Source organism: Phycisphaerae bacterium, assembly GCA_012729815.1.
Lineage (GTDB): Bacteria > Planctomycetota > Phycisphaerae > JAAYCJ01 > JAAYCJ01 > JAAYCJ01.
In genome coordinates, this window is the sequence record JAAYCJ010000353.1 from 1 (window position 1) to 20,712 (window position 20,712).

General features: G+C 63.3%; 14 protein-coding genes. 1 reads left to right on the forward strand and 13 read right to left on the reverse strand.

Translation table 11 applies throughout. The features are described 5' to 3' along the window. Nucleotides 1-454 precede the first annotated feature (454 nt). The gene (locus GXY33_22515) at nt 455-1,288 is read right to left on the reverse strand and encodes an SDR family oxidoreductase (GenBank protein NLX07925.1); all 834 of its coding nucleotides are present in this window, start codon (nt 1,286-1,288) and stop codon (nt 455-457) included. Nucleotides 1,289-1,384: 96 nt separating this feature from the next. Beyond that, nucleotides 1,385-2,938, reverse strand: coding sequence for a hypothetical protein (locus tag GXY33_22520; GenBank protein ID NLX07926.1), 1,554 nt, complete (start codon nt 2,936-2,938; stop codon nt 1,385-1,387). A 499-nt stretch (nt 2,939-3,437) separates the two neighbouring features. Here GXY33_22520 and GXY33_22525 point away from each other — a divergent pair, with 499 nt between their 5' ends. Further along, nucleotides 3,438-4,460: a Gfo/Idh/MocA family oxidoreductase gene (locus GXY33_22525; GenBank protein ID NLX07927.1), complete on the forward strand. Its 1,023-nt coding sequence runs from the start codon at nt 3,438-3,440 to the stop codon at nt 4,458-4,460. Between the two features lie 42 nt (nt 4,461-4,502). On the opposite strand, the gene GXY33_22530 is transcribed toward GXY33_22525, so the two are convergent. The 11 genes from GXY33_22530 to GXY33_22580 form a co-directional block, all read right to left on the reverse strand. After that, on the reverse strand, nt 4,503-7,910 hold the full coding sequence (locus GXY33_22530; protein NLX07928.1) for a hypothetical protein: 3,408 nt from the start codon (nt 7,908-7,910) through the stop codon (nt 4,503-4,505). A gap of 76 nt (nt 7,911-7,986) precedes the next feature. After that, nucleotides 7,987-8,736 (reverse strand): DUF1559 domain-containing protein, encoded by a 750-nt coding sequence (locus GXY33_22535; protein ID NLX07929.1) that lies wholly within the window; start codon nt 8,734-8,736, stop codon nt 7,987-7,989. Next, a complete protein-coding gene (locus GXY33_22540) occupies nt 8,733-11,645 on the reverse strand; it encodes a hypothetical protein (GenBank protein NLX07930.1) in 2,913 nt (970 codons plus the stop codon). The genes GXY33_22535 and GXY33_22540 overlap by 4 nt, the downstream gene beginning before the upstream one ends. A 58-nt stretch (nt 11,646-11,703) precedes the next feature. Further along, on the reverse strand, nt 11,704-12,435 hold the full coding sequence (locus tag GXY33_22545) for a prepilin-type N-terminal cleavage/methylation domain-containing protein (protein NLX07931.1): 732 nt from the start codon (nt 12,433-12,435) through the stop codon (nt 11,704-11,706). Between the two features lie 18 nt (nt 12,436-12,453). After that, entirely contained in the window at nt 12,454-13,629 is a 1,176-nt protein-coding gene (locus GXY33_22550) for a substrate-binding domain-containing protein (GenBank protein NLX07932.1), read from the reverse strand. Nucleotides 13,630-13,782: 153 nt separating this feature from the next. Next, nucleotides 13,783-15,039, reverse strand: coding sequence for a hypothetical protein (locus tag GXY33_22555; protein NLX07933.1), 1,257 nt, complete (start codon nt 15,037-15,039; stop codon nt 13,783-13,785). A 22-nt stretch (nt 15,040-15,061) separates the two neighbouring features. Continuing rightward, nucleotides 15,062-15,886, reverse strand: coding sequence for a sugar phosphate isomerase/epimerase (locus tag GXY33_22560; protein NLX07934.1), 825 nt, complete (start codon nt 15,884-15,886; stop codon nt 15,062-15,064). 208 nt (nt 15,887-16,094) lie between these two features. Next, nucleotides 16,095-17,159 (reverse strand): zinc-binding dehydrogenase, encoded by a 1,065-nt coding sequence (locus GXY33_22565; GenBank protein ID NLX07935.1) that lies wholly within the window; start codon nt 17,157-17,159, stop codon nt 16,095-16,097. A 20-nt stretch (nt 17,160-17,179) separates the two neighbouring features. Further along, the gene (locus tag GXY33_22570; GenBank protein ID NLX07936.1) at nt 17,180-18,235 is read right to left on the reverse strand and encodes a zinc-binding dehydrogenase; all 1,056 of its coding nucleotides are present in this window, start codon (nt 18,233-18,235) and stop codon (nt 17,180-17,182) included. A 35-nt stretch (nt 18,236-18,270) separates the two neighbouring features. Beyond that, a complete protein-coding gene (locus GXY33_22575; GenBank protein ID NLX07937.1) occupies nt 18,271-19,080 on the reverse strand; it encodes a sugar phosphate isomerase/epimerase in 810 nt (269 codons plus the stop codon). Continuing rightward, nucleotides 19,073-20,089, reverse strand: coding sequence for a LacI family transcriptional regulator (locus GXY33_22580; GenBank protein NLX07938.1), 1,017 nt, complete (start codon nt 20,087-20,089; stop codon nt 19,073-19,075). Before GXY33_22580 ends, GXY33_22575 begins: the two co-directional genes overlap by 8 nt. Nucleotides 20,090-20,712: the final 623 nt, after the last annotated feature.

Consider the following 20,712-nt stretch of genomic DNA (forward strand, 5'->3'; position numbering starts at 1 on the left):
AACGAGTCTCCACACGTTGAAACAACGTCCAGCATCACGCGTGGAACTCTATATAATACCCTTATCAGCCTGGCGCAAGTCATATCAGTGCAAAAGGTTATACAAACTTATTGGAAACGGCACTAGACACTCACACGGGCCCGTCGAACACGGCGACCCCTCGGCCGATCATGTGAGTGAACTTCATACGCCCCGATGATGGCAGATTAGAATAAACGCAGATAGAAGTCCACACGAAAATGCGGTCATATGCCGTCTCGGGTCTCTATACGGCATTCTAGGACGCAGCAGCCGCGGGGCGCGAGTTACCGGACGACGAATGCGTTCGATGGTTCAGCTGTGAAACAACGTGCCGTTGCGAGTGACCCGTCGGGCGGGTCGGGTCAATAAAAAGACCTCAGTCGCGAGCGTTCGGCGCGGTCGCGACTGAGGTCAAAACGGCCGGTGGGAAACTCTAAACGCCGCCGAACGCCGAGAAACCGCCGTCGACTGGGATCACCGTGCCGGTGACGAATTTGGCGCCCGGCCCCAGCAGCCAGACCAGCGCGGAGATCAGGTCCTCCGGATCGCCGAACCGACCAGCCGGTGTGTGGCCGATGATCGTCTTGCCCCGCGCGGTCAGCTCGCCGCTCTTCTCATCGGTCAGGAGGAACCGGTTCTGCTCGGTCAGGAAGAACCCCGGCGCGATCGCGTTGACGCGGATGTCCTTCGAGTAATTCTGGGCCAGGTGCACGGAAAGCCACTGGGTGAAGTTCGAGACCGCGCCCTTGGCCGCCGAATACCCGATCACGTTGGTCAGCGGCCGCACCGCCGCCATCGACGAGATGTTGATGATGCAGCCGTGCTTCTGCTGGGCCATCTGCCGGCCGAAAATCTGCGACGGCAGGATTGTCCCGATGCAGTTCAGCTCAAACACGAACTTCAACGCCTCATCTGGCAGATCGAAAAAGCTCGTCTGCGGCGAGGTGGTCGCGTCCTTGCGGTTGCCTCCGGCCCCGTTGATCAGGCAATCCACCTGCCCCCAAGCCGCCACGATCTTCGCGCAGGCCTGCTCGACGCTCTCGCGCTTGAGCACGTTGCAGCCGACCGCCATGGCCTCGCCGCCTCGCTGCTTGACCTTCTGGGCCAACTCCGCCGCCGCCTCTTCCCGAAGGTCGAGAATTGCGATCTTCATTCCCAAATCCGCCAGGGCCAGCGCCATCTCGCCGCACAGGATGCCCGCTGCGCCGGTGATCGCCGCGGTTTTCCCCTTCACGCTGAACAGGCCTTCCAGTTCGTACTTCGCCATCGTATTCGCTCCAATGCTTGAAATCGTCCCTATCACTTCTTCAAGAGCCGCGACCGCCTCCGAAAGAGCCGCGACCGTGAGGGAGTGGGGTCTTCGCTATTTCAACAACTCCATATGCCGCCCGATGTGCCGCTCCAGCGTCTGATGATACGCCTCCTCGTGCTCGGTCAGCGATCCGATCAGCCGGTCGCGGAACCGCAACACGCCGCCGTTCGTCGCGGTCGTCATCACCGACCCGAACGTCACGTGCAGCACTTCGCGGGCGTCGAAATCGTCCAGCAGACGCGGCAACTGGTGATCGGAAAGCGCCTCCGCCGCCGGCACTCTGCTCAGCTTGGCTGAGACGTGGTAGCTCGCCCGGTCCGTCTCGTACCGCTGGCGGGCGAAGTCCAGGATCTCGCGGAACAGCTCGGTCTCGAGCTGCGAGAGCACCCGCAGCGCCTCCAGATAGCTGGTGCCGGCCGTCTTGACGTGCACCATCTGTCCGGCGATCTCCGCCACGATTGGATAGATGCTGAATTTGTCGCTGCCGCTGTGGATTGACATCTTGTAGGGCCCGAGCGCCTTGGCGATCGCGGCGTGCTGTTTGAACTTGGCCCGGAACGCGCCGAGGTCGCCGATGTAATCGACGCCCTTTTCGAACTCGCCCACGAACCGCGGAGCAAGCGACACCCACCGCACGCCCAGCCGCCTGAGCTCGGAGGCCACGTAGTAGTGCTCCTGCGGCGTGGTCGGCGTCGCCGTCTCGTCCACCGACACCTCCAGCTCGAAGTTCCCTTCGCCCAGCAGCGTCACCAGCCGGCGGTACATGCCCAGCGTGTGGGCGACCGCTCGGCCGTACTTGACCGCCGCCCGGATCACCTGCTCCGCTGAGAAATCCAGCGTCCCGGTTGGCAGGTCGACGGCTTTCTCGTACCGGGCCACCGTCTCGCGCGGGCTGGACTCCAACTCGTCCCACGGCAGCGTCTCAAACTTGCTTTCGAGTTTCTCCAGCGGTTCGGTGTCGGCCCCGTCGTCCACGTGGTCGCCGGGATCGATGGTGAACATCAGGAACCCAGCCTTGACGCACGTCTCGATGTCGTCGAGCGTCTTGAGGTGGTCGGCGTCCGATCCGAACGGCTGGTCGAAACCGGCTTGGAACACGCCCCAGCACGCGTCGTCCATGACCTCCTGGGCCGCCCGGTTGGTCCGCGTCATCTCGCGGATCGACTGCTGGGCCAGGATCGGAAAAATTCCGCGATGGCGGCGGCTGGCCATGATATGTCCCGGAGTCGAGATTCCCAGCCGATCACCGCAGCCGAAGCTCTTGCCCAAGCCCGCCATCGTTGGCCGCGTGAACGGGAAATACTCGCGAAGTCGGGTGCTGTTGGCTGCGTCGGTCGGGCATGCCTTAAAGTTCAGCATTTGGCCATCCAGGTTGATCTGCCCGGGCTCGCCCGAAAACGCTTCGGTGATGGTGTCCTTCTCGCTGTCCCAGATCAGCCCCATCATCCGCTGAACGCCCAGGCGGTACACGCAGCTTGTCACGCCCTGACGCACCACGAACGATTCCGGATAAACCCTTGCGGTCAGATGCCCCTGAAGCTGATCCGCCCACCGCTGGGCCTGGGCCGCCTCCGGCCGACGCAACGTCACATTCGCCGAGTTCATGCTGTTGGCACCTCAAAAACACCGAAAACTGCCTTCCATCGGGCAAACTTTATTAGCGTACTAAACCCGTTCCCCCGACGCAAGTCCGATTCGCGTACAGATGTCCGGGAAATCTCTATCAGAAATTTCTACCGCGTTTGCGTCCGGACAGCCCAGAACGCCGTTTTTGCCTTCGCTTAATTGATGTGCTATCATAACTATGCGGGCGTTCCCGCGCTCGCCGCGATCGCTTTCGCGACGTTTGACAACCCAATATCTGTCGGATCGACTGGCGTTACTCTGACCGCAAACGGATGCGGAACCCTGCTCCAATTGCACGATTTGTACAAAACCCGTCAAGGCCCGCTATGGCAGAGGTTCGCAGCATCCCGCCAAAAATCGCCAGTGACGCAATTTGCACGTTTTGTACAATTCCCCAACCCCGCGTTCTTTCTCCTCGCGCGTCTTTCCGTTATCATGTCCCCCTTACGGACAACCAACAGATTGAAGGAGCACGATAGTGGCTACGCGATTCGCTTTCGTAGGTTTCCGTCACGGGCACATCTTCGACCTCCTCAAGCGCGTTCAGGACGACCCCCGCTGCGAGCTGGTCGCCGCCTGCGAGGAGAACCCCGCGACCCGGGCCGAGCTCGAGCCGTCGGGCAAGGTCAAGATCACCCACGAGCGCTGCGACCGGATGCTGGCTGAGGTCCAATGCGACGCCATTGCCGTCGGCGATGCCTACGGCCTGCGCGGCGACCGCGCCATCCAAGCCCTCCAGGCCGGCAAGCACGTGATCTCCGACAAGCCCATCTGCACCAGCCTCGAGCAGCTCAAGCGGATCGCCCAACTCGCGGCAAAGTCCAAACTGTGCGTCGGCTGTCAGCTCGATCTGCGCGACAACGGGCCGCTTCGCACCGCCAGACGCCTGATCCAGGCCGGCGAGATCGGCGAGGTCCAGACCGTCGATTTCAGCGGGCAGCATCCGCTGAACCTCGGCGTCCGGCCGCAATGGTACTTCGAGCCCGGCATGCACGGCGGGACCATCAATGACCTGGCCATCCACGGCATCGACGTCGTTTCCTGGATCGCCGGCCGCACGTTCGCCGAGGTCGTCGCCGCACGGGCCTGGAATGCCAAGACCCCGCAGTTTCCCCATTTCCAGGATGCCGCCCAGGCCATGCTCCGCCTCGACAACGACGGCGGCGTGCTCTTCGATGTCTCGTACCTCTCGCCCGACGGCCTCTACGGGCTGCCGTATTACTGGCGGTTCCTCATCCACGGGACCAGGGGCGTGATCGAAACCGTCATCGGGTCGGACAAGCTCATGCTCGTCCATCACGGCGAGAAGTCCCCGACGTACGTGAACGCCGATCCCGGCCGGCCCGGCGGCTACCTCCAGTCATTCCTCGATGAGATCGCCGGACACCCCGAAGATGCCGAACTGACCACGCCGGAGGTCATCGCCACCCAAGCGGTCGTCCTGACCGCCCAGCAGGCCGCCGACCAGGGCAAAACCAACGTTCCCTGCACGGGCGTCTGACGTCGGCCCTTCGGGCTATGCGCGGACTCGCTTGGGGTCCTGTTACTTCGGGCGGACCGTCAACTCGTGCCGACCGGCAGGCAGGTCAAACCGCAGTTCGCGCCAACCGTCCCAGACGCCTTTCTTGCGGACCTCGACCGGCTGGCCGTCGGCTGTGATCTCGGCGTCCTCAGCCCGCACCAACATGTGCAGCGTGGTCGGCTCGTCCGCCGTCAGGCGCACGTTCGCCGATCCCCCGGCCCGGTCCCACCGCGCCGACTCGACGTACGCGGGCGACCAGTCGATCAGCCGCACCGGGCAATCCCACGACAGGAGACTTGCCACCGCGTGGGTGTTGCGGAGCATGTAGCCCTCGTGCCAGAGCCGCAGCAGGTCGAACGCGGACGCCCGCAGCGCGTCGTCCTCCAGGTACGCCCGGAACATCACGTGCGGAATCACGTTGCCGTCGTTGTGAGTCTTGAGGCCTTCATTCGGGCACATCGCCATGAACCGCTTTTCCCAATCCACCGCCGCCGGGCGGTTCCAGTGCGCGATCAGGTCCAGGAACTCCGGATGGGCGCTCTGCGGGCCGATGCAGCCCGAACCCCACCACGGATCCTTCGACGACATGTCGTGCACGCTGGTGTCCAGGTCCTTCAGCGACGCCTGCCACAACTCGCCGAACCCTGAGCAGATCTTGCCCTCCGGCAGTTCCTGGTGACGCATCGGCTCGCACCAGTCCACGAAGCCGAACATCGCCAGCCGCGGCGGGGCGTTCTTGGCCAGCAGGTACGCCGCCAGGTCCTTCTGGTACGGCGTGCCCAGCCGCTCGGCCAGGCGGCAGAACCCGACCAGCCCGGCGTAACCGGCGGTCGCCATGTCGCCGCCGTAGATCTCGCCCGCCTCGCGGGCGCCCGGGCCCATCAGCGCCCAACTGTGCAGCGCCTCCCAGTACGAGAGCATCGACCGGATCACCGGCCACCGCTGCTTCATCGTCTCCCAGTTGGCGGCGTACTTGGCGTTGGTGTAGAGCCCGTAGAGCACGATGCCCTGCCAATAGTCGATGTCGGCCCAGCCTTCGCCGTTGAGTTGGTCCTCGCCCATCCACACGAACGTGCACGCCAGGTACTGCGCCCCGGAGATCGGGTCGCGACGGTAGCGGTAATTCTGCGGAAACAGGGCGCTGTCCAGATACGGGATCGTCTTTTCGCGGAGCAGCGCCCGCGCGTCGTCCGGCATGTAGTTGGCCGACCGCCACGCCCCGACCACGAAGTCATGGGCGCAGCCGTGCGGATATACCGTCGGGACCGGCTCGCCGGCGAATCGTTCAAACGCAGCGGGCGAGATGGAGCCGATCAGCCGGTCGTAGAGCCAGCGGTTTTCTTCCGTCGGCTCGGTGCCCAGCGGAGCGTAGTCCCACATCCGCGGGATCGGCAGCCGGTAGGTCAACGTTTGGCCCTGGACCGCCCAATACGGCCCCCATTTGGTCGGCAGGTCGAGGTCTTCGGCGTTCTCGGCGCACTGCCGCGGCAGGATGCCGCGATCGATGCCGTAGCTCACGAACGGCGGCAGGGGGGTCAAGCGTCGCGGTTTGGTGGCCCAGTCATCGCTCCACGGCAGAAACTCCAGGTCGTTCCGCACGTGTACCCAGCCGTCGGCCACCGCGAATCGTTCATGGCACGTCCAGGGATACGCGGTCAGCAGTTCGGCGAAGCGGGCCAGCCGCTCGGCTGAGATCTGCTTCGGATCGGCCGACCACTGCGCGAGCGTCGTTTCCGACAGCACCGTCGTGCCGTAGGGCGTTCCCATCGCCAGCGTGCCGACACCGCTCTCGCGGACGATCAGCAGCCGGCCGTCGCTCCACTCCAGCCGCTGCGGCCGGTGTTGGAAGATCACCATGACCGGAATCTCGGGCGAGCCGTCGTCGGCCACCAGCAGCAGCCAGTTGGCCTCCATCGCCGATGGATCGAGCCCTTCCTCCGGACGGACCAGACGGACGCCGTCGCCGTGCGGCAGCACCACCGCCGCCGGACCGCGCCGCGACTCGCCGTCCTGGAACGACAGCTCGAACTGTGGCGAGTTGGTCTCCACCTGGACGCCCACGCCCATCGCGCTGTATCGCAGTTCCTGGTCGTATGACTCGCCGGACGGGATGGCCACCTTCCGTTGCCAGCGGAACGTCGTCCAGTCCGCCTCGATCTGGTCGTTCTTGTAGAGGCCCTGATCGGCTGTGTGCTCGAGCCGCCAGCGCAGGCCCGCGATGCCCGGGCCGACCTTCTGCTCTTCTTCCACGACCTTCACCTGCGCCTGCTTCGCCTCGGGAATCGCGAAGTTGAACTGGAAGCTCTCCTTGCCGCGGCCTGGTTTGAAGTAGTACCATGAGCGGTCGAGATGGTCGAAGCTCACGTTGTTGATCAGCAGGCCGTTCGGCTCGTACCGCCAGGCGAAATGGCCGCCGTTATTGTGGTCCACTCCCGGCCACCAAGTCAGCCCATCCTTCGTCTCCAGCGGTTCGCGGTCTTTTTCCCACGGATAGACCACGCCGTCGTTGCCCGTCCACGCGAACGAAACGTCGGTGACGCCCGACTCCGGCTCGCCCGCGATCGACACCCGCGCGGCTTTGACCATGGCGAAGTGCAGCGGAGCCTTCGTCTTGCCTTCTTTCGTGTTCGCGAAATCCTCCGGCGAGAGCCTCAGCTCGATTTCGTCCTTTGCTTCGATGGGCCGTTCGGCTCGCCATTCGCCGTCATCCAGCGCGACCAGTTCCACCACAGCCGTCTTGGCCACTGGACCCTTGAGTACTCCGTCAATCGCCAGCGTCGTGGTGTGCAGGTTCGGCGTGTTGTCCAGGTCCGGCCGCCATCGCGCCGAGACGGGCGGCAGGGCCGTCTTCGGTGCGTAATCGAGCTTGACGTTGTCGAACCGGCACACCTTCGCCCCGGCTTTGCACCAGAGCACGATCGAGGGCGACTGGCGGAAATCGGGGTCGTTGGCCAGCGTGCCCGACCATTCCTCCTGACCGTTGTGGAACACCGCCGCTCGCCGGCCGTCGGTCACCATACGGAAGCTCTGGACCTGGTTGAACTGCGTGCTTGTCGCTCCGATCTCCTCACCGTTGAACAGCACTTTCACGCCGTTGCCCCAATCGCGAATAGCCAACTGCAAGCCGCCCGGCATGGTCACGCGGACGAGCTGATTCTCCGGGTCTTCATGCCAATGCATCACGTCGAAGCTCAGCTCATATCGCCCGTAGTCGGTCCACTGCGCCGTCGACGTCGCCCGGCACTCCCACGGTTCGCCCGGAACAGTCGGCGTCAATTCCAGCATGCCGTCCTGGACCGACGGCATCCCTTCGGCATGGCCGACCAGCGCCCACTGCTCCAGGCCGTTCGCAAAGTCGTCTTGGAACACCGTCTCCGCCTGCACCGCCAGAGAACACGCCAGCACCGTCAGGATCGACCGAAGGATCATTCCTACGCTTCCTTCTTCAGAGGGTTCACGTTACGAGTGTCTTCTCGATGTCCGCCGCAGGCCTTAAAAAGGCGAGCTACTGAGGACGCCAATACCAACTGTTGCCGATGAAGTCATACCAGTACGACGCCATGTCAGCCGTTACCGTGATCGGGGCCGCATGGCAGTCCACGAACAACATGGTCACCCGACTGTCGCCATAGTGTACCGACGTGTGGAACGGGTACCAGTTATTCAACCACGAGATGTCAGCGATGTTCGACTCCCATCGGGAGATCTCATTGTCCACATATCCGTAAGGCGAAGCGCTGGACTGCCCCGCCCAGGTTTCGATCATGTATCCGACTCTGTCGGAGGGAAAGAGGGCGGCGATCTCCGCGCTCTTGTACCACTTGAAGGGGAACATGCTGTGGTTGGTGGTAATCCACTCATTGGTCGCATAACTGGCCAGACTGTTCTGGCTGGATTGATACTTGGGCCTATGTGACGGGCAGCGGAAGACCCGTTCGTCCAGGATGAGACGATCGACCATCAGGCCCAACTTCCACGATACGCCCCATCCGCCGTTGACGCTCTGAACGCCACCGTGCGTGACGGGAGGAATCAGCCAATCGTACTGCGCCAGCGAGTATTCGGCACACGCGAGCCCGAGTTGGCGAACATTGTTTGTGCACAACACCATCCGGGAATTTTCCCTCGCCGTCGCCAGGGCCGGCAACAGGATCGACACCAGCACCGCGATGATCGCTACGACCACCAGTAGCTCAATCAGCGTAAACGCGCTCGGGTGGTTCCTCTTTGTGTCCGTCCTGAACCTGCGCGTCATGGCATATCTTCCTGCTCTGTGGTTCGTGTTTCGCATGGTTCGATACTCCCTATGGTCAGCGTGTGCGCGCCCGCGGGCACGTTGACCGAAAACACCGTCCAGCCATTCCATCGTTCGACGAGCGTCGCCTCCGCCGGCTTCTGATCCAGCTCCAACGTTGCCGTCTTGCCTCTGACGGCGATCCACACCTGGGCTCCAGTCGTAAGTCCATCAACTCCGATCTCCGCACGGCCGCTCTGATCGTTCCAGCATGCGGACTCGATGTATCCCGGCGTCCAGTCGAGCAACTTGACGGGGCACTCAGCCGAGAGGATCTCCGTGAAGCAGTGCACGTCGCGCAGGAGGTACCGGTCGCGGTTCTGCAGTCGCACCAGTTCCTCGCCGCTGGGGATCATTTCTCCGCCCAGCCTCGTTCGCACCATCACGTGCGGAATGATCCGCACGTCGTTGTTCTTCGCGAACTCCTCGTTCGGGCAGCATTCCAGGAAGATGCGCTCGAACGCATCCAGATCCTTGAAGCAACGTTTGACGAACAGGTCCATTACTTCCGGCTGCCCCGACTGCGGCCCGAGACAGCCCGTCTCCCACCAGGTATCGCTGCTGTCCCAAGCGTCCTTTCCGGCGACCGGCGTGTGCAGCGAGACCGCGAAATCCTCGCCGAATCCGCTGGGCAGGGCTTTGCCCACCACTTCGCTGTGTCGAATGCCGCTTCGCTCCATGAACTTGCGGAACCCCAGCTTGCAGCCCATCGGCACCGCGCTGCGAGCCAGCAGATACGCGCCCAGGTCCTTCTGGTACGGCGTGCCGAGTTGCCTGGCGAGGTAGTAGTATCCGACCAGTCCGGCGTAGCCGGCGGTCGGCATGTCCGCATGGTACATGCCTCCGCTCTCCTGCGCGCCGGGGTCCATCAGCGACCAACTGTTGAAATACTCGAAGTAGCTCAGGAGCGAACGAACCACGGGCCACTGGCGGCGAATCAGGTCCCACGCGGCGTTGTACTTCGCCTGCGTGTAGATGCCGTACAGGCCGATTCCAAGCCAGAACGGCTGATCGTGATATCCCGCGCCGTTCGGCCCAAGTTCGAATGTGCACACGGGGGATTCTCTGCCGAACCACACGAAGCTCACGCCCAGGTACTTCGCGCCGGTGATCGGATCGACCCGCAGGCGGTAGTTCTGAGGCATCAGCCCGCCGATGATCCGCTGTCGCGTAGCCAATCGCCAGTGGGCCCGTTCCTCGGGCGTCAGGTAGTTCGCCGCCCGCCACCCGCCGGCGGTGAAGTCGTAAGTCCAGTCGTGCGTATAGAGCTTCGGCTCGGTCGGTTTGTCGGTATCGTAGCTGACCACCGCGCTCAGCGTCGCGTGCGTGATCTTGTCCAGCCACGCCAGGTCGGCGGTCGGCTGACAACGAAGAGAGAAATCGTCCCATGCCCGCGGAACGGGCAGGACGTAGTCCACCTTTTCGCCCGTACGCACCCAGTAGGGGCCGTAGCGAGTGTCGATGCCGGTCGGCTGAACGTCCCGAACGCAGGACTTCGGCAGATACCCGGCCTCCACGCTCCAGGCGACCATCGGCGGAAGCGGCGAAGACGGCTCGGCCCTGGTATTCCAGTCGTCCCGCCAGGGCAGGAATGTCATCGTGTCGCGGATGTGGACCTGGTTGTCCTTCACGGAGAACGTCTCGTGGCAGCCCCACGGATAGGCCATCAGATGCGGTCGAAAGGCGAGCAGTTTGGTAGTGAGAATCGCGTCGGGAGTCCTGCTCCATTGGCGGACAAGATCCGGTGAGAGGACTTTCACGCCGAACGGGGCACCGACGGCGAGGGTGCCGACGCCCTCGTCTCGCATGATCGTCAGTCCGGTCGCCTGGTAGTCCAGCGCGTCGGGACGGTGTTGGAGGATCAGCATGACGGGAATCGAGCCGGCTGCGTCACCATCCACCATCAACAGCCAGTTCTGACTCATCGCAACCGGGTTGATCGGGTCGCCCGGTTGGGCGATCTTCAGACCCTCGGCCGTCGGGATCGCCAGGAACAGGTTCCCGCCGCCCTTTTCGGCGGGGCCGTATCCGACGGCGAGTTTCGGGCTGTCCGTCTCGACCTGCACGCCCAGGGCCATCGCACCGTAACGCAATTCCTGCGTGTACTGTCTGCCGTCGGCGACGCGGACTTCTCGTGTCCAGCGGAACGAGGTCCAGTCCACCTTCGCGTCTTTGGGGTTGTAGACGCTGTCGGCGGTCTTGACGCTCACTTCCTCGCCCCGGCCCGACATGTGCACCTTCTCGTTGGCTTCGCTGGCGAGGGTGCGTTCGGGGCCGAGCGCGTCGGGAATGATGAAGTGAAACTGCCAGAATGCGTCGGGCGTCGAAGCGAGGCGATGGTATTGGCGGGAAATGCCATCGAAACTCACGGTGTCCGTCAGCAGGCCGTTCGGTTCGTAGCGAAAGGCGAAGTGTCCGGCATTGTCGCGATGCAGGCCCGGCCAGATCGTCGCGCCGTCGTCATCCTTCCCTTTCGGCGCGGGGTCGGCTTCCCAGGGATATCGCACGCCGTCGTCGCCGGACCACGTGGCCTCGATCGATTCAACATCTGCATCCGGCGCCGTGATCCTGGTCACATAGCCGAACACCAACCCGTCGTTGACATTGCCCGGTGAGGTGCACTGGAAATCGGCGGGGGTCAACGTCGACTCGCCCGCCGGCGCCTCGACCGTCCAGACGCTCTCGCCAATATTGTGCAGTTCGACGGGAATGCGCTCGGCTGCGCCCGGCTCGACGTTCAGCGTCAGCGTCAACGTGGTCGTGTGAAGGTTCGGCGTGTTGGCCAGCGTGGGCGTCCATTCGACCGCCCATACCGGCCCGCACAGACAACCCGTCAGCACCCATACCAGGAACTGGTTCATTCGCTTCATTGATCTGACAGCCTTTCGTCTTTCCGCAGGGAACCGCACAACACTGACCCAACGTTCGTCAAATATCGTCGCCGATCAGGTACCACCTCCAGCCGTACATGTTCTCGGGATACAAGCCGCCGTCGAAGTACATGAACGGATAGCTCTGGGCGTGCCCGTCGTAAAACAGGACGCTCTGGCTCCGATCCGGCCCATGCAGCCCCATATCGCTGACGAACAGATAGGGATTATGAACCCAGAGCAGGCTGTTGAGGTTCTCCGGCCAGGAGTCGATCTGGTTCTCCGCCTGGACAATCCCGCCACTCCAGTAGGCTCCTCGCCAGACCTCCGCCGCCCAGGCTGAGATCGAGGGCGCGGAGATTTCATCGACGGACCGATTCGCGGCCGACGCGTGCGACGCGTGCGCGGTATCCTGCGTGGTCCAGCCGTTGAGGGTGTAACTGCGAAGTTCAGCTTCATCGTCCACCGGGTAGACGGGAGTGTGGCCGGGACAGCGAAACGCGGCGCGGTACCCGTCGTCCAGCATCCGGCGGGACCACGTCCTGCTTCCGTCCCACGCCACCGGCGGATGGCCGTGATTGTCGCCGGCGTAGATGGCCATCGCCGCCCCGATTCCGCGAAGGTTGGACAGGCACACGCCGATCTGCGCCATTTCCCTGGCCTTCTGCAACGACGGCAGGAGGATGCTCACCAGCACCGCGATGATCGCCACGACCACCAACAGCTCAATCAACGTGAACCCGCTCGGGCGGTTCTTGTTGCCTCTGTCCGTCCTGAATACGCGTGCCATCACGTTCCTCCAGAACCGTCAGTTACCGTTTCCCGCTCCGATTCGCTCAAGGATCTGGTTCAGCCTTTCGTCCGCACAAAGCCGTCCGCCGCACGAGTCGCGGATCACCAGCTTTTCGCGGGCCAGGCCTTCGGCCTGGGCCGATCGGCCGTCGGCCAGTGCCTGGGCGTGGTCGAGCATCGAGGTGGCGACGTAGTCGTAATCGAACTGCACCGTCGAGAGCGGCGGATCGGACGTCCGCGACAGCGGAATGTTGTTGAAGCCCAAAATCGCAATGTCCTGCGGGATGCGCAGGCCGCGCTTGTGGGCGGCGGTCATCAGCCGCAGGGCGTGGTCATCGTCGAAGCAGATGACGGCCAGGTCGCCGGCCATGGCCGACCAGCGGTCCACCACGGCATCGACCTCGTCGGCCCGCCCGCCCACGAGGCTGGCCAGGTTCGCCATGGCGTGATGGGAGGCAAAACGGCTGTAAGCCAGAACGCGGTGACCAAGACCCTCGTTGCGCAGAGTGTCCGGGCCGAAGAAGGCGATCCGGCTGTGACCCAGTTCCTGGAAGTAGCGGCAGCACATCTCGACCGCGGTGAACTCGGCCCGGCCGAACACCTCCGGCCGCTCATAGCAGTATGCCTCCAATCCCGGGTATGGTCGCGAGAGGACCAGGGGACCCTTGACCGAACGGGCCAGTTGCCAGAGATCCGCAGCGGGCGCCGGGTCCGGCATCCACGGAACCAGCAACGCCAGACACCCCTGATCGAGCATCTGCCGGCCGATCTGCTGCGCGGTCGAACCGAAGTCGCTGACCGTGCGGATCGACAAACCCAACCCGCGCCGCTCGGCTTCGTGGTGAAGGTGGTGGAGCATTTCGGTGGCGAAATTGTCCAGCCGCGACGGGCAGATCACGCCGAGAAGCCCCTTGGCCGCGGCCTTCGGCGGCTCGATCGGTTCGACGTCCTGCCCGGCTGAGCGAAGGATAAACGTGCCCGCGCCGATCCGCCGTTCGATCCAGCGCTCCTGCTCCAACAGCGCCAGTCCACGGCGGACGGTGTGGAAGTTGCAGCCGAAGTCCTTGGCCAACTGGCGCTCCGAGGCCAGCTTGTCTCCGGGTTGAAGCTGGCCGGAAGCGATCCGGTCGATGATGGTCTGACGCACCCGCTGATAGGTCAACGGCGACGATTTGAGGTTCGTGTCCGCCATAGTAACCACTCTAGAATTGCTCTATAAGTGCTATAGTGCCGTGATGGGCGGGATTTGTCAAGACTCTGCGCAAAGAAAAGCGGCCGTCATCGGGGCGACGAAGGCCGCTTCTGAAATAACTCATTGTGTTGTAGTGAGTTGTGTCGGCTTCGGCTATTGGGACTTGAGCTGTTCCAGAACCTTGTCGGCTTCGCGGACGTGGTCCCAGCAGTAGTCGATGTTCCACTTGCCCGGCTCGAGTGGCGGCGGGGGCCATCGGCCATCCGAGTTCTCGGCGCAGATCAGGTGATACCAGCCTTGCTTCAGCAAGTCCTTTTGTTTCTTGGACTTGGCCGATTTTTCCAGCCGCATCAGCTCGTCATGAATTCGTTTGCAGTGGGGGTCGAGTTCCTTGGCCCAGGGCGTATTGGCCCAGGCGTCGGAGAACGTTCGGTGCCAGGCCATCTTGTCTTCGTAGGCCATTTCCACGTCCTCGATCCGCGGGTACTTGGCCACCGCCTCGGAGACGGTGATCAGGTCGCCCATCTTCGTGACCTCGGCCAGCAGGGCGTCGAGCCGCTGGAGGCTCTCGGGACTCGGCTCGAACAGGCGGAACTGGTTGTAGTACTTCAGGAAGAAATAGCCGGTGGTGCCGCAGTACTCAGCGTCCTCGGCGTAGGGGATCAGGAAGCCGCCCTTGTCGCTGCCCGTCCATTTGCGGACGGCTGAGAGGGGTTTTTCGAGCGGCACTTCGGCTGGGCCCTTGCCGTCGGTCTCTTCGCTCTGGCCCATCATGTACCACAGCAGTTCGTTGCACGTCCGGTCGGAGCGCATCAACCCGGTGAGCTTGTCGGTGATCCGCAGCGGGTAGTGCAGCGTCGGGTCGTCTGGGCTCACATCATAGTAGGGCAGGTTCTTGCCGTCCTTGCGGGAGCGGTCGGGATCGTACTCGACGGCCCGGACCTCCGGCCGCGTGGAGATCAGAAACGACTCCCAGTCGGTGATCAGGTTGGTGAAACCCGCCTTCTCGAACATCTCGGGCATGCGGGCGTTCCACGAACATTCGGGGTTCCACGCGGTGGCTGGGCGGAAGCCCAGGACCTTCTCGTAGGTCTCCATCGAGAACTTGAGCGACCAGAGGCCGTCCTCGAAAGGGAAGTTGGCCAGCATCGAGTGGGCGTAGGGCGAGCCCATGAACTCGCAGACGCCGTCGGCGAACGCCTGGCGGTAGCGGTCCAGCACGTCCGGGGCCAGCCGCTGCATCTCCTCGATCGTGTAGCCCGAGGCCTCGAATGCGAAGTGGGCTTGGGGATACCGCTCGCGCAGCAGCCGCAGCGTCGCGTCGTAGCTCTCGCGGATCACAAACTCCTTCTTGTCCAGCGGAAGCTGGGAGTAGTGAAGGTTGGCGTGAAAGATGAAAATGTAGTCCATGGACGGTACTCCAGAATGGGGGTTAGAGTTCCAGTGTCACCTTGGCTTGTTTGGCTGCTTTCAGCAGGGCGGCCAGGGAGCGTTTCATGCCTTCGAAGGGGTTTGGGCCTTCGTATTCGACCATGATGTATCCGTCGTAACCGATCTCGGCGAGGGTTTTGAGAATGGCGGAAAAATCGATGGGGCCTTCGCCGATGGCGGCGTATTCCTTCTGGCCGTCGCGTTCGATCACGTCCTTGAGGTGAACGTGGTTGATGTGGGTCTTGACGGCTTGGAGGCCGCGGAGGGCGTCTTCGCCCATGATCTGGTAGTTGCCGCTGTCGTAGGTGACGCCGAAGTTCTTCCTTTTGACGGCGCGGCAGACGCGGCGGGACTCAGGGCCGGTTTCGGAGAAAAGGCCGTGGTTTTCGAAGGCGAGCTTCAGGTCGTACTGCGCAGCGTAGTCGGCCAGTTCGGTAAAAGCGTCGACGACCTGACGGAATTTCTGATCCCGCTGTTTGGCATCCTTGGGCTTATCCCAGCCGTCGTGGAAGACCAGGACGGGCGCACCGAGCAAAACAGCTACGTCGGCGGCGCGCTTGAGTTCCTCGAGCATCTGGCGGCGGCGGGTTTTTTCAGGGACGGTGAAATCACTGCCCGGATGCAGCGAGGCCAGGCGCATGCCCAGATCGCGGAGGAACTGCTTGCGGCGGGCGTAGTAGCCGACGTCACGATAGAGGTCGATCTGTTCGCAGAGCTTCTTTTCGGTGCCGAACTCGATAGCGGTGAAGCCCATCTTGGCGAGCTTCGGGACATAGTCCTCGACCTCCATGTGGCGGAAGGCCCAGCTACCGACGCAGAGTTTCATTCTGGTGCTCCTTTGGTGGGCGGTGCCCACCCTACGTTGCCGAAGGCCCTCGCTCCCTCACAGTCGCGGCTCTTTTCGGAGGCGACGGCGACCCATTGTGTCATTCCCGCGCAGGCAGGAATCCAGGGCTTTCGACGTCTCGAACCAAGTGGCGAGGAGTCCGCCGAGGGCGGCGGAGCTACATTCGGACAGCGGGCGCGTGGCGTCTTCACCATTTGAAGATGACCTTGAAGATGTCCTTGTTGGATTCCTCGGCCATGTGGTAGGCCTTGGGCGATTCGTCGACGGGGACTTCGACGGTCAGGGGGCTTTGCAGCAGCGTCTTGGCGTCGAACTTGCCTTCGGAGATCAACTGGAGGATGCGTTCCTTGCCGCCGGGCCGCAGGGCGCAGGTCAGCGAGATGTTCATGTTCTTGGTGAACCAGTTCTGGTACGGCTGAATGATCACCGGCCACGGGTAGTCGCCCTGGAGGTGGATGTGGCCGAAGGGCTCGTCGACGGCCCATCCGCCGTCGCGGAGGTATTTGTGGAGTTCGGTGACGACGGCTGCGTTGCCGGAGCATTCGACGATGATGTCGGCCATCTTGTCGTTGGTGAGTTGTTTGAGCCGGGCCAGCGGGTCGTCGCGGTGGACGTCGATCATCTCGTCGCAGAACCTGGCGGCCAGTTCGCAGCGTTTGCGGTTGACCTCCATGGCGATCACGCGGCAGCCGGCCAGTTTCGCGAGCTGCATCCACGAGACGCCGACCATGCCCGCCCCGATGACCAGGATGGTCTGACCGGGCTTCGGCTGGACGCGGTTGATGCCTTTTTCCGCGACGGTGGCCAGATAGGCGATCACGGCCTCCGGATAGCTGACGTTGTCGGGGATCCTGGCCGGCCAGTCGAATGGTGAGGGCGAGGTGCGCGGATTGTTGACGGCGACGCCGACCTGGCCGCCCCAGGCGTGGCAGTGCTCCGGGAAGTAGCGCAGCTCGTTGGCCATCACCCGGTCGCCGACCTTCAAGGTCTCGCCCGCGAACGTCTTTTTGGCCTTGGGCCCGACGTGGACCACTTCGCCGACCTCCTCGTAACCGGGGATCAGCGGATACCACAGCTCGCCGCCCAGATGGCCGGAGAGGCCCGACCAGACCTTCATCTCGGTGCCCATGCTGATGCCGCTGTAGGTCGTGCGGACGACCACTGACTGCTCGTCGACCTGCGGCAGGGGGATTTCCTGGACCTCGGCGCAGCGGGGTTTGACGACGACGATTGCCTTCGCTTTTTCGTACATGGGTGTCCTTCCGTCCTCTGTTATGTCCATCGCAGGATCGTCTTGACGCGACGATCCAGGTTCTGTTCGAGTTCCTCGTACTCGGCTGGGGCCTGGTCGACGGGAATCTCCTTGTCGTAGAGGAACGTGGCGTCGAACTTGCCCTCAGCCATGAGGTGCAGCACGGCCTCCTTGTCGCCGGCCTTGAGCGCGCAGCTCGTGGAGATCCGCAGGTTGCGGTTGAACCACTGGGCGTATTGGGTGATCGAGATCGGATCGGGATAGTCGCCCTGGAGGTGCAGGCGGCCGCCGTCGTCGCCGACCTCCCAGCCGCCCTCGCGGACGAGCTGGCAAAGGCCATCGACGACCTTGGAGTCGCCGCTGCACTCGATGACCACGTCGGCCATGCGTCCGCCGGTCAGGTCGGCCACCGGCTCGTAGGCCAGCAGGCCATCGCAGCCGATCGCGTGGTCGGCCACCTTCTCGATCCGCTTGGCCTTCCACGGGCTCTTGTCGATGGCAATCACGCGGGCGCCGCGCAGCTTGCACAACTGGACAGCCGACAGGCCGACCGCGCCCATGCCGATGACCACGACCGTTTCACCCTCGCGGACGCCGGCCTTGTCGATGCCCTTCTTGGCCACGGCGGGCAGGTAGGCCACCGCCGCAGACGGGTAGGGCACGTTGTCGGGGATTCTGGCCGGGCGATCGAACGGCGAGCCGGCGGTGGTCGGGTTCTTGACCGCCAAGCCGACCTGGCCGCCCCAGGCGGCGCAGTGATCCGGATAGCTGCGGACCTCATTGGCCATCACGCGATCGCCGACCCTGAGCGTCTCGCCCGTTGAAGTGGTCTGGGCCTTCGGACCGACGTAAACGACTTCGCCGACCTCCTCGTAGCCCGGCACCAGCGGATACCAGAGCTTGCCGCCGAGCTTGCCGGTCCGGCCGTTCCAGGTCTTGATCTCGGTACCGGTGGTGATGGCGCTGTAGTGGACGCGGACGACGATCGACTCGTCGTCGACCGCGGGCAGGCGGATGTCCTTGACCGCGGCGTGGCGCGGGCGTTCGATGATGACGGCTTTGGCGATTTCAAACACGGGATGGCTCCATGTCGGTCTGGTCTGCCGGATGCTTACAGCTTCACTCCGGCTTTGGTCAGCAGGTCCTTGAGCGATTTGAGGTCATCCTCCGAGCCGGCGAAGACGTCGGACGGCTCTTCGTACTCGATGGCGTAGAAGCCGCGGTAGGTCTTGGCGAGTTCCTTCAGGATCGGGACGTAATCGATCTCGCCTTCGCGGATGCGGCAGTAGGCTTTCTTGCCGTCGGTGCGTTTGAGGCTCTTAAAGTGCGTGAAGGTGATCGGGTGCTTGAGGCCTTTGAGGGCCTTGAACGGGTCCTCGCCGTACATCAGGAAGTTGGCGGGGTCATAGTTGACGCCGATGTTGTCCTCGCCGACGCCGTCGAGGATGCGGTTGATCTGCTGGGCGGTCGTGGTCAGGCCGCCGTGGTTTTCGAGGGCGACGGTCAGGTTGTACCTGGCGGCGTGGCGGGCGATCTGCTTGAGGGCGGCTGAGACCTGGGCGTAGACCGCATCGTCGCTGCGGTCCTGCCAGCCGGCGAAGACGATGATCACCTCCGGACCGAATGCTACCGCCTTGTCGATCCGCTCGATGCAGGTGGCGATCTCCTTCTCGACGTTCTTGGCCACCATGAAATCGCCGTCACCGTTGAAGCTGGCGTAACTCAGGCCATAGCGCCCAGCGGTGGCCCGGATCTTGACGATTTCGAACTCGCTGATGCCCGGATCGAGCATGCCGGGCATCTCGGCGAAGAACTGTCCGCAGACGTAATCGAGCCCGACCTTGCGGAACCACTCGAACTGGTCGATCAGTTGGGTCTGGCGAAAGCCCCACGGGCTGGAAGTCAGTCGGATATCACTCATGGTCGTTGCCTCCAAAGACGTTTCCGTTTTCGTCGATGATCTGCGCCCGCAGCATCTGCGGCTGCGGCGACGGGCTTTTGGCTCCGAGCATGGCGATCAGTGTCGCGGCCATACGGCGGCCCAGCTCGTCGATCGGGGCGCGGATGCGGGGAAGCCGCGGATGCTGGAAGACCAGCAGGGGCGATTCGACGCCGAGCACCAGGACGTTCCGCCCGGATTGCCGCACCGCCTCCAGGACGCCGAAGACCTTCAGTTCGGTGTTGACCACGATGGCGGTCGGGGGGTCGCGCAGCACCAGCAGTTCGCTGGCGGCCCGGAAGGCCGCTTCGAAGGTGATGGGCGACTGCTTAAGCAACTCTGTCGCGCAAGTGACGTCCGCCTGGGTCAGGGCCTCGATAAACCCGGCGCGGAAATCACGGCCGACGAGGTACTCGGGTGGTTCGGTGAGCAGGCCGATCCGCCGATGGCCGCGAGCGGCCAGGAATCGTCCGGCCTGGCGGCCGGTGTGGCGGTTGTCGATATCGACGCAGACCATGCGCCGGCTGAGCTGGCCTTCATAGCGGCCCAGCACGCACGGGATGCGCTCGCGGGCAAGGGTCTCGATGGTCGGATCGTCCTGCGCCGGCGAAGTGACGATGGCCCCGTCGGCCCGGCGGGTTTGGATCAGGGCGGCCAGGCTGGTCTCGTCATCCTCGGAGCCGGCGTTCGAGAGCAGCACGCTGTAGCCGTGGCGGGCGGCCTGGCGGCTCACGGCGCTGAGGAACACGGGTACGAAGGGGTCGGCCAGCACGGTCTCGGTGCCTACGGGCAGGTGAACGGCGATGGCGCTGCTGCGGCGGGTTCGCAGGGTCCGGGCGGCGGCGTTGGGAACATAGTCAAGCTCGCGGCAGGCCTGCCGGACCCGCTCGGCGGTCTGGGGATGGACGTGGGGAAACCCCGAGAGCACCCGGGAGACGGTGCTCTGATGGACCCCGGCTTTGCGGGCGATGTCGTAGGTGGTGATGGCCACCAAATTGGTCTCCGATTATGCCGTTGCATTCGAATGCAACTGGGGTACAGGATAATGCATTCGAATGCAGAAATCAACAGGAACTGAGCATCGCAAGGTTACAGAGGCCGCCGGGCGTCCGCTCCGACCACGGCCGGGCGGCAATCACGTATCTGACTGTGGCTGGTCTGGAGACAGACCAGGGATGGAAACGCAGCGGATGGCTGGGGCGTAAAAAAGTGCGCGTGAGCCTTTAGGAGCCCGCCGCGCACCATGAAAAAGTCACCGACAGACTGGAGTTTATTGGCCATAGGTAGAAATTGCAATTCATCATTAATAGTTACATAGGCCGTCGATGCACTGCCCGGTTGGGTGCGTGACGGAGGTGGAGCCGAGGGGACGGCGACCGAAAAAAATGCGTGAAAGCTGAGGCAGCTTCCACGCACCATGAAAAAGTAACTGACTACTAAGGAGATCTTAACACGGAAATAGCGATGGGCAATTCGTCATTTCCCGTTACATAGTGCGTCGATGTATTGTGGCGGACTGGACGGCCCGACCAAACGAGGATAAAGAACGTGCGTGAAAACCCTGAGAGGCCCTCACGTACCATGAAAAAGTCACTTACACTTGACGCCTTATAC

What these genes read in the sequence shown, in the direction of transcription:
- GXY33_22515 (NLX07925.1), bottom strand. Translation starts at nt 1,288, where the DNA reads ATGGCGAAGTACGAACTGGAAGGCCTGTTCAGCGTGAAGGGGAAAACC.
- GXY33_22520 (NLX07926.1), bottom strand. Translation starts at nt 2,938, where the DNA reads ATGAACTCGGCGAATGTGACGTTGCGTCGGCCGGAGGCGGCCCAGGCC.
- GXY33_22530 (NLX07928.1), bottom strand. Translation starts at nt 7,910, where the DNA reads ATGATCCTTCGGTCGATCCTGACGGTGCTGGCGTGTTCTCTGGCGGTG.
- GXY33_22535 (NLX07929.1), bottom strand. Translation starts at nt 8,736, where the DNA reads ATGACGCGCAGGTTCAGGACGGACACAAAGAGGAACCACCCGAGCGCG.
- GXY33_22540 (NLX07930.1), bottom strand. Translation starts at nt 11,645, where the DNA reads ATGAAGCGAATGAACCAGTTCCTGGTATGGGTGCTGACGGGTTGTCTG.
- GXY33_22545 (NLX07931.1), bottom strand. Translation starts at nt 12,435, where the DNA reads ATGGCACGCGTATTCAGGACGGACAGAGGCAACAAGAACCGCCCGAGC.
- GXY33_22550 (NLX07932.1), bottom strand. Translation starts at nt 13,629, where the DNA reads ATGGCGGACACGAACCTCAAATCGTCGCCGTTGACCTATCAGCGGGTG.
- GXY33_22555 (NLX07933.1), bottom strand. Translation starts at nt 15,039, where the DNA reads ATGGACTACATTTTCATCTTTCACGCCAACCTTCACTACTCCCAGCTT.
- GXY33_22560 (NLX07934.1), bottom strand. Translation starts at nt 15,886, where the DNA reads ATGAAACTCTGCGTCGGTAGCTGGGCCTTCCGCCACATGGAGGTCGAG.
- GXY33_22565 (NLX07935.1), bottom strand. Translation starts at nt 17,159, where the DNA reads ATGTACGAAAAAGCGAAGGCAATCGTCGTCGTCAAACCCCGCTGCGCC.
- GXY33_22575 (NLX07937.1), bottom strand. Translation starts at nt 19,080, where the DNA reads ATGAGTGATATCCGACTGACTTCCAGCCCGTGGGGCTTTCGCCAGACC.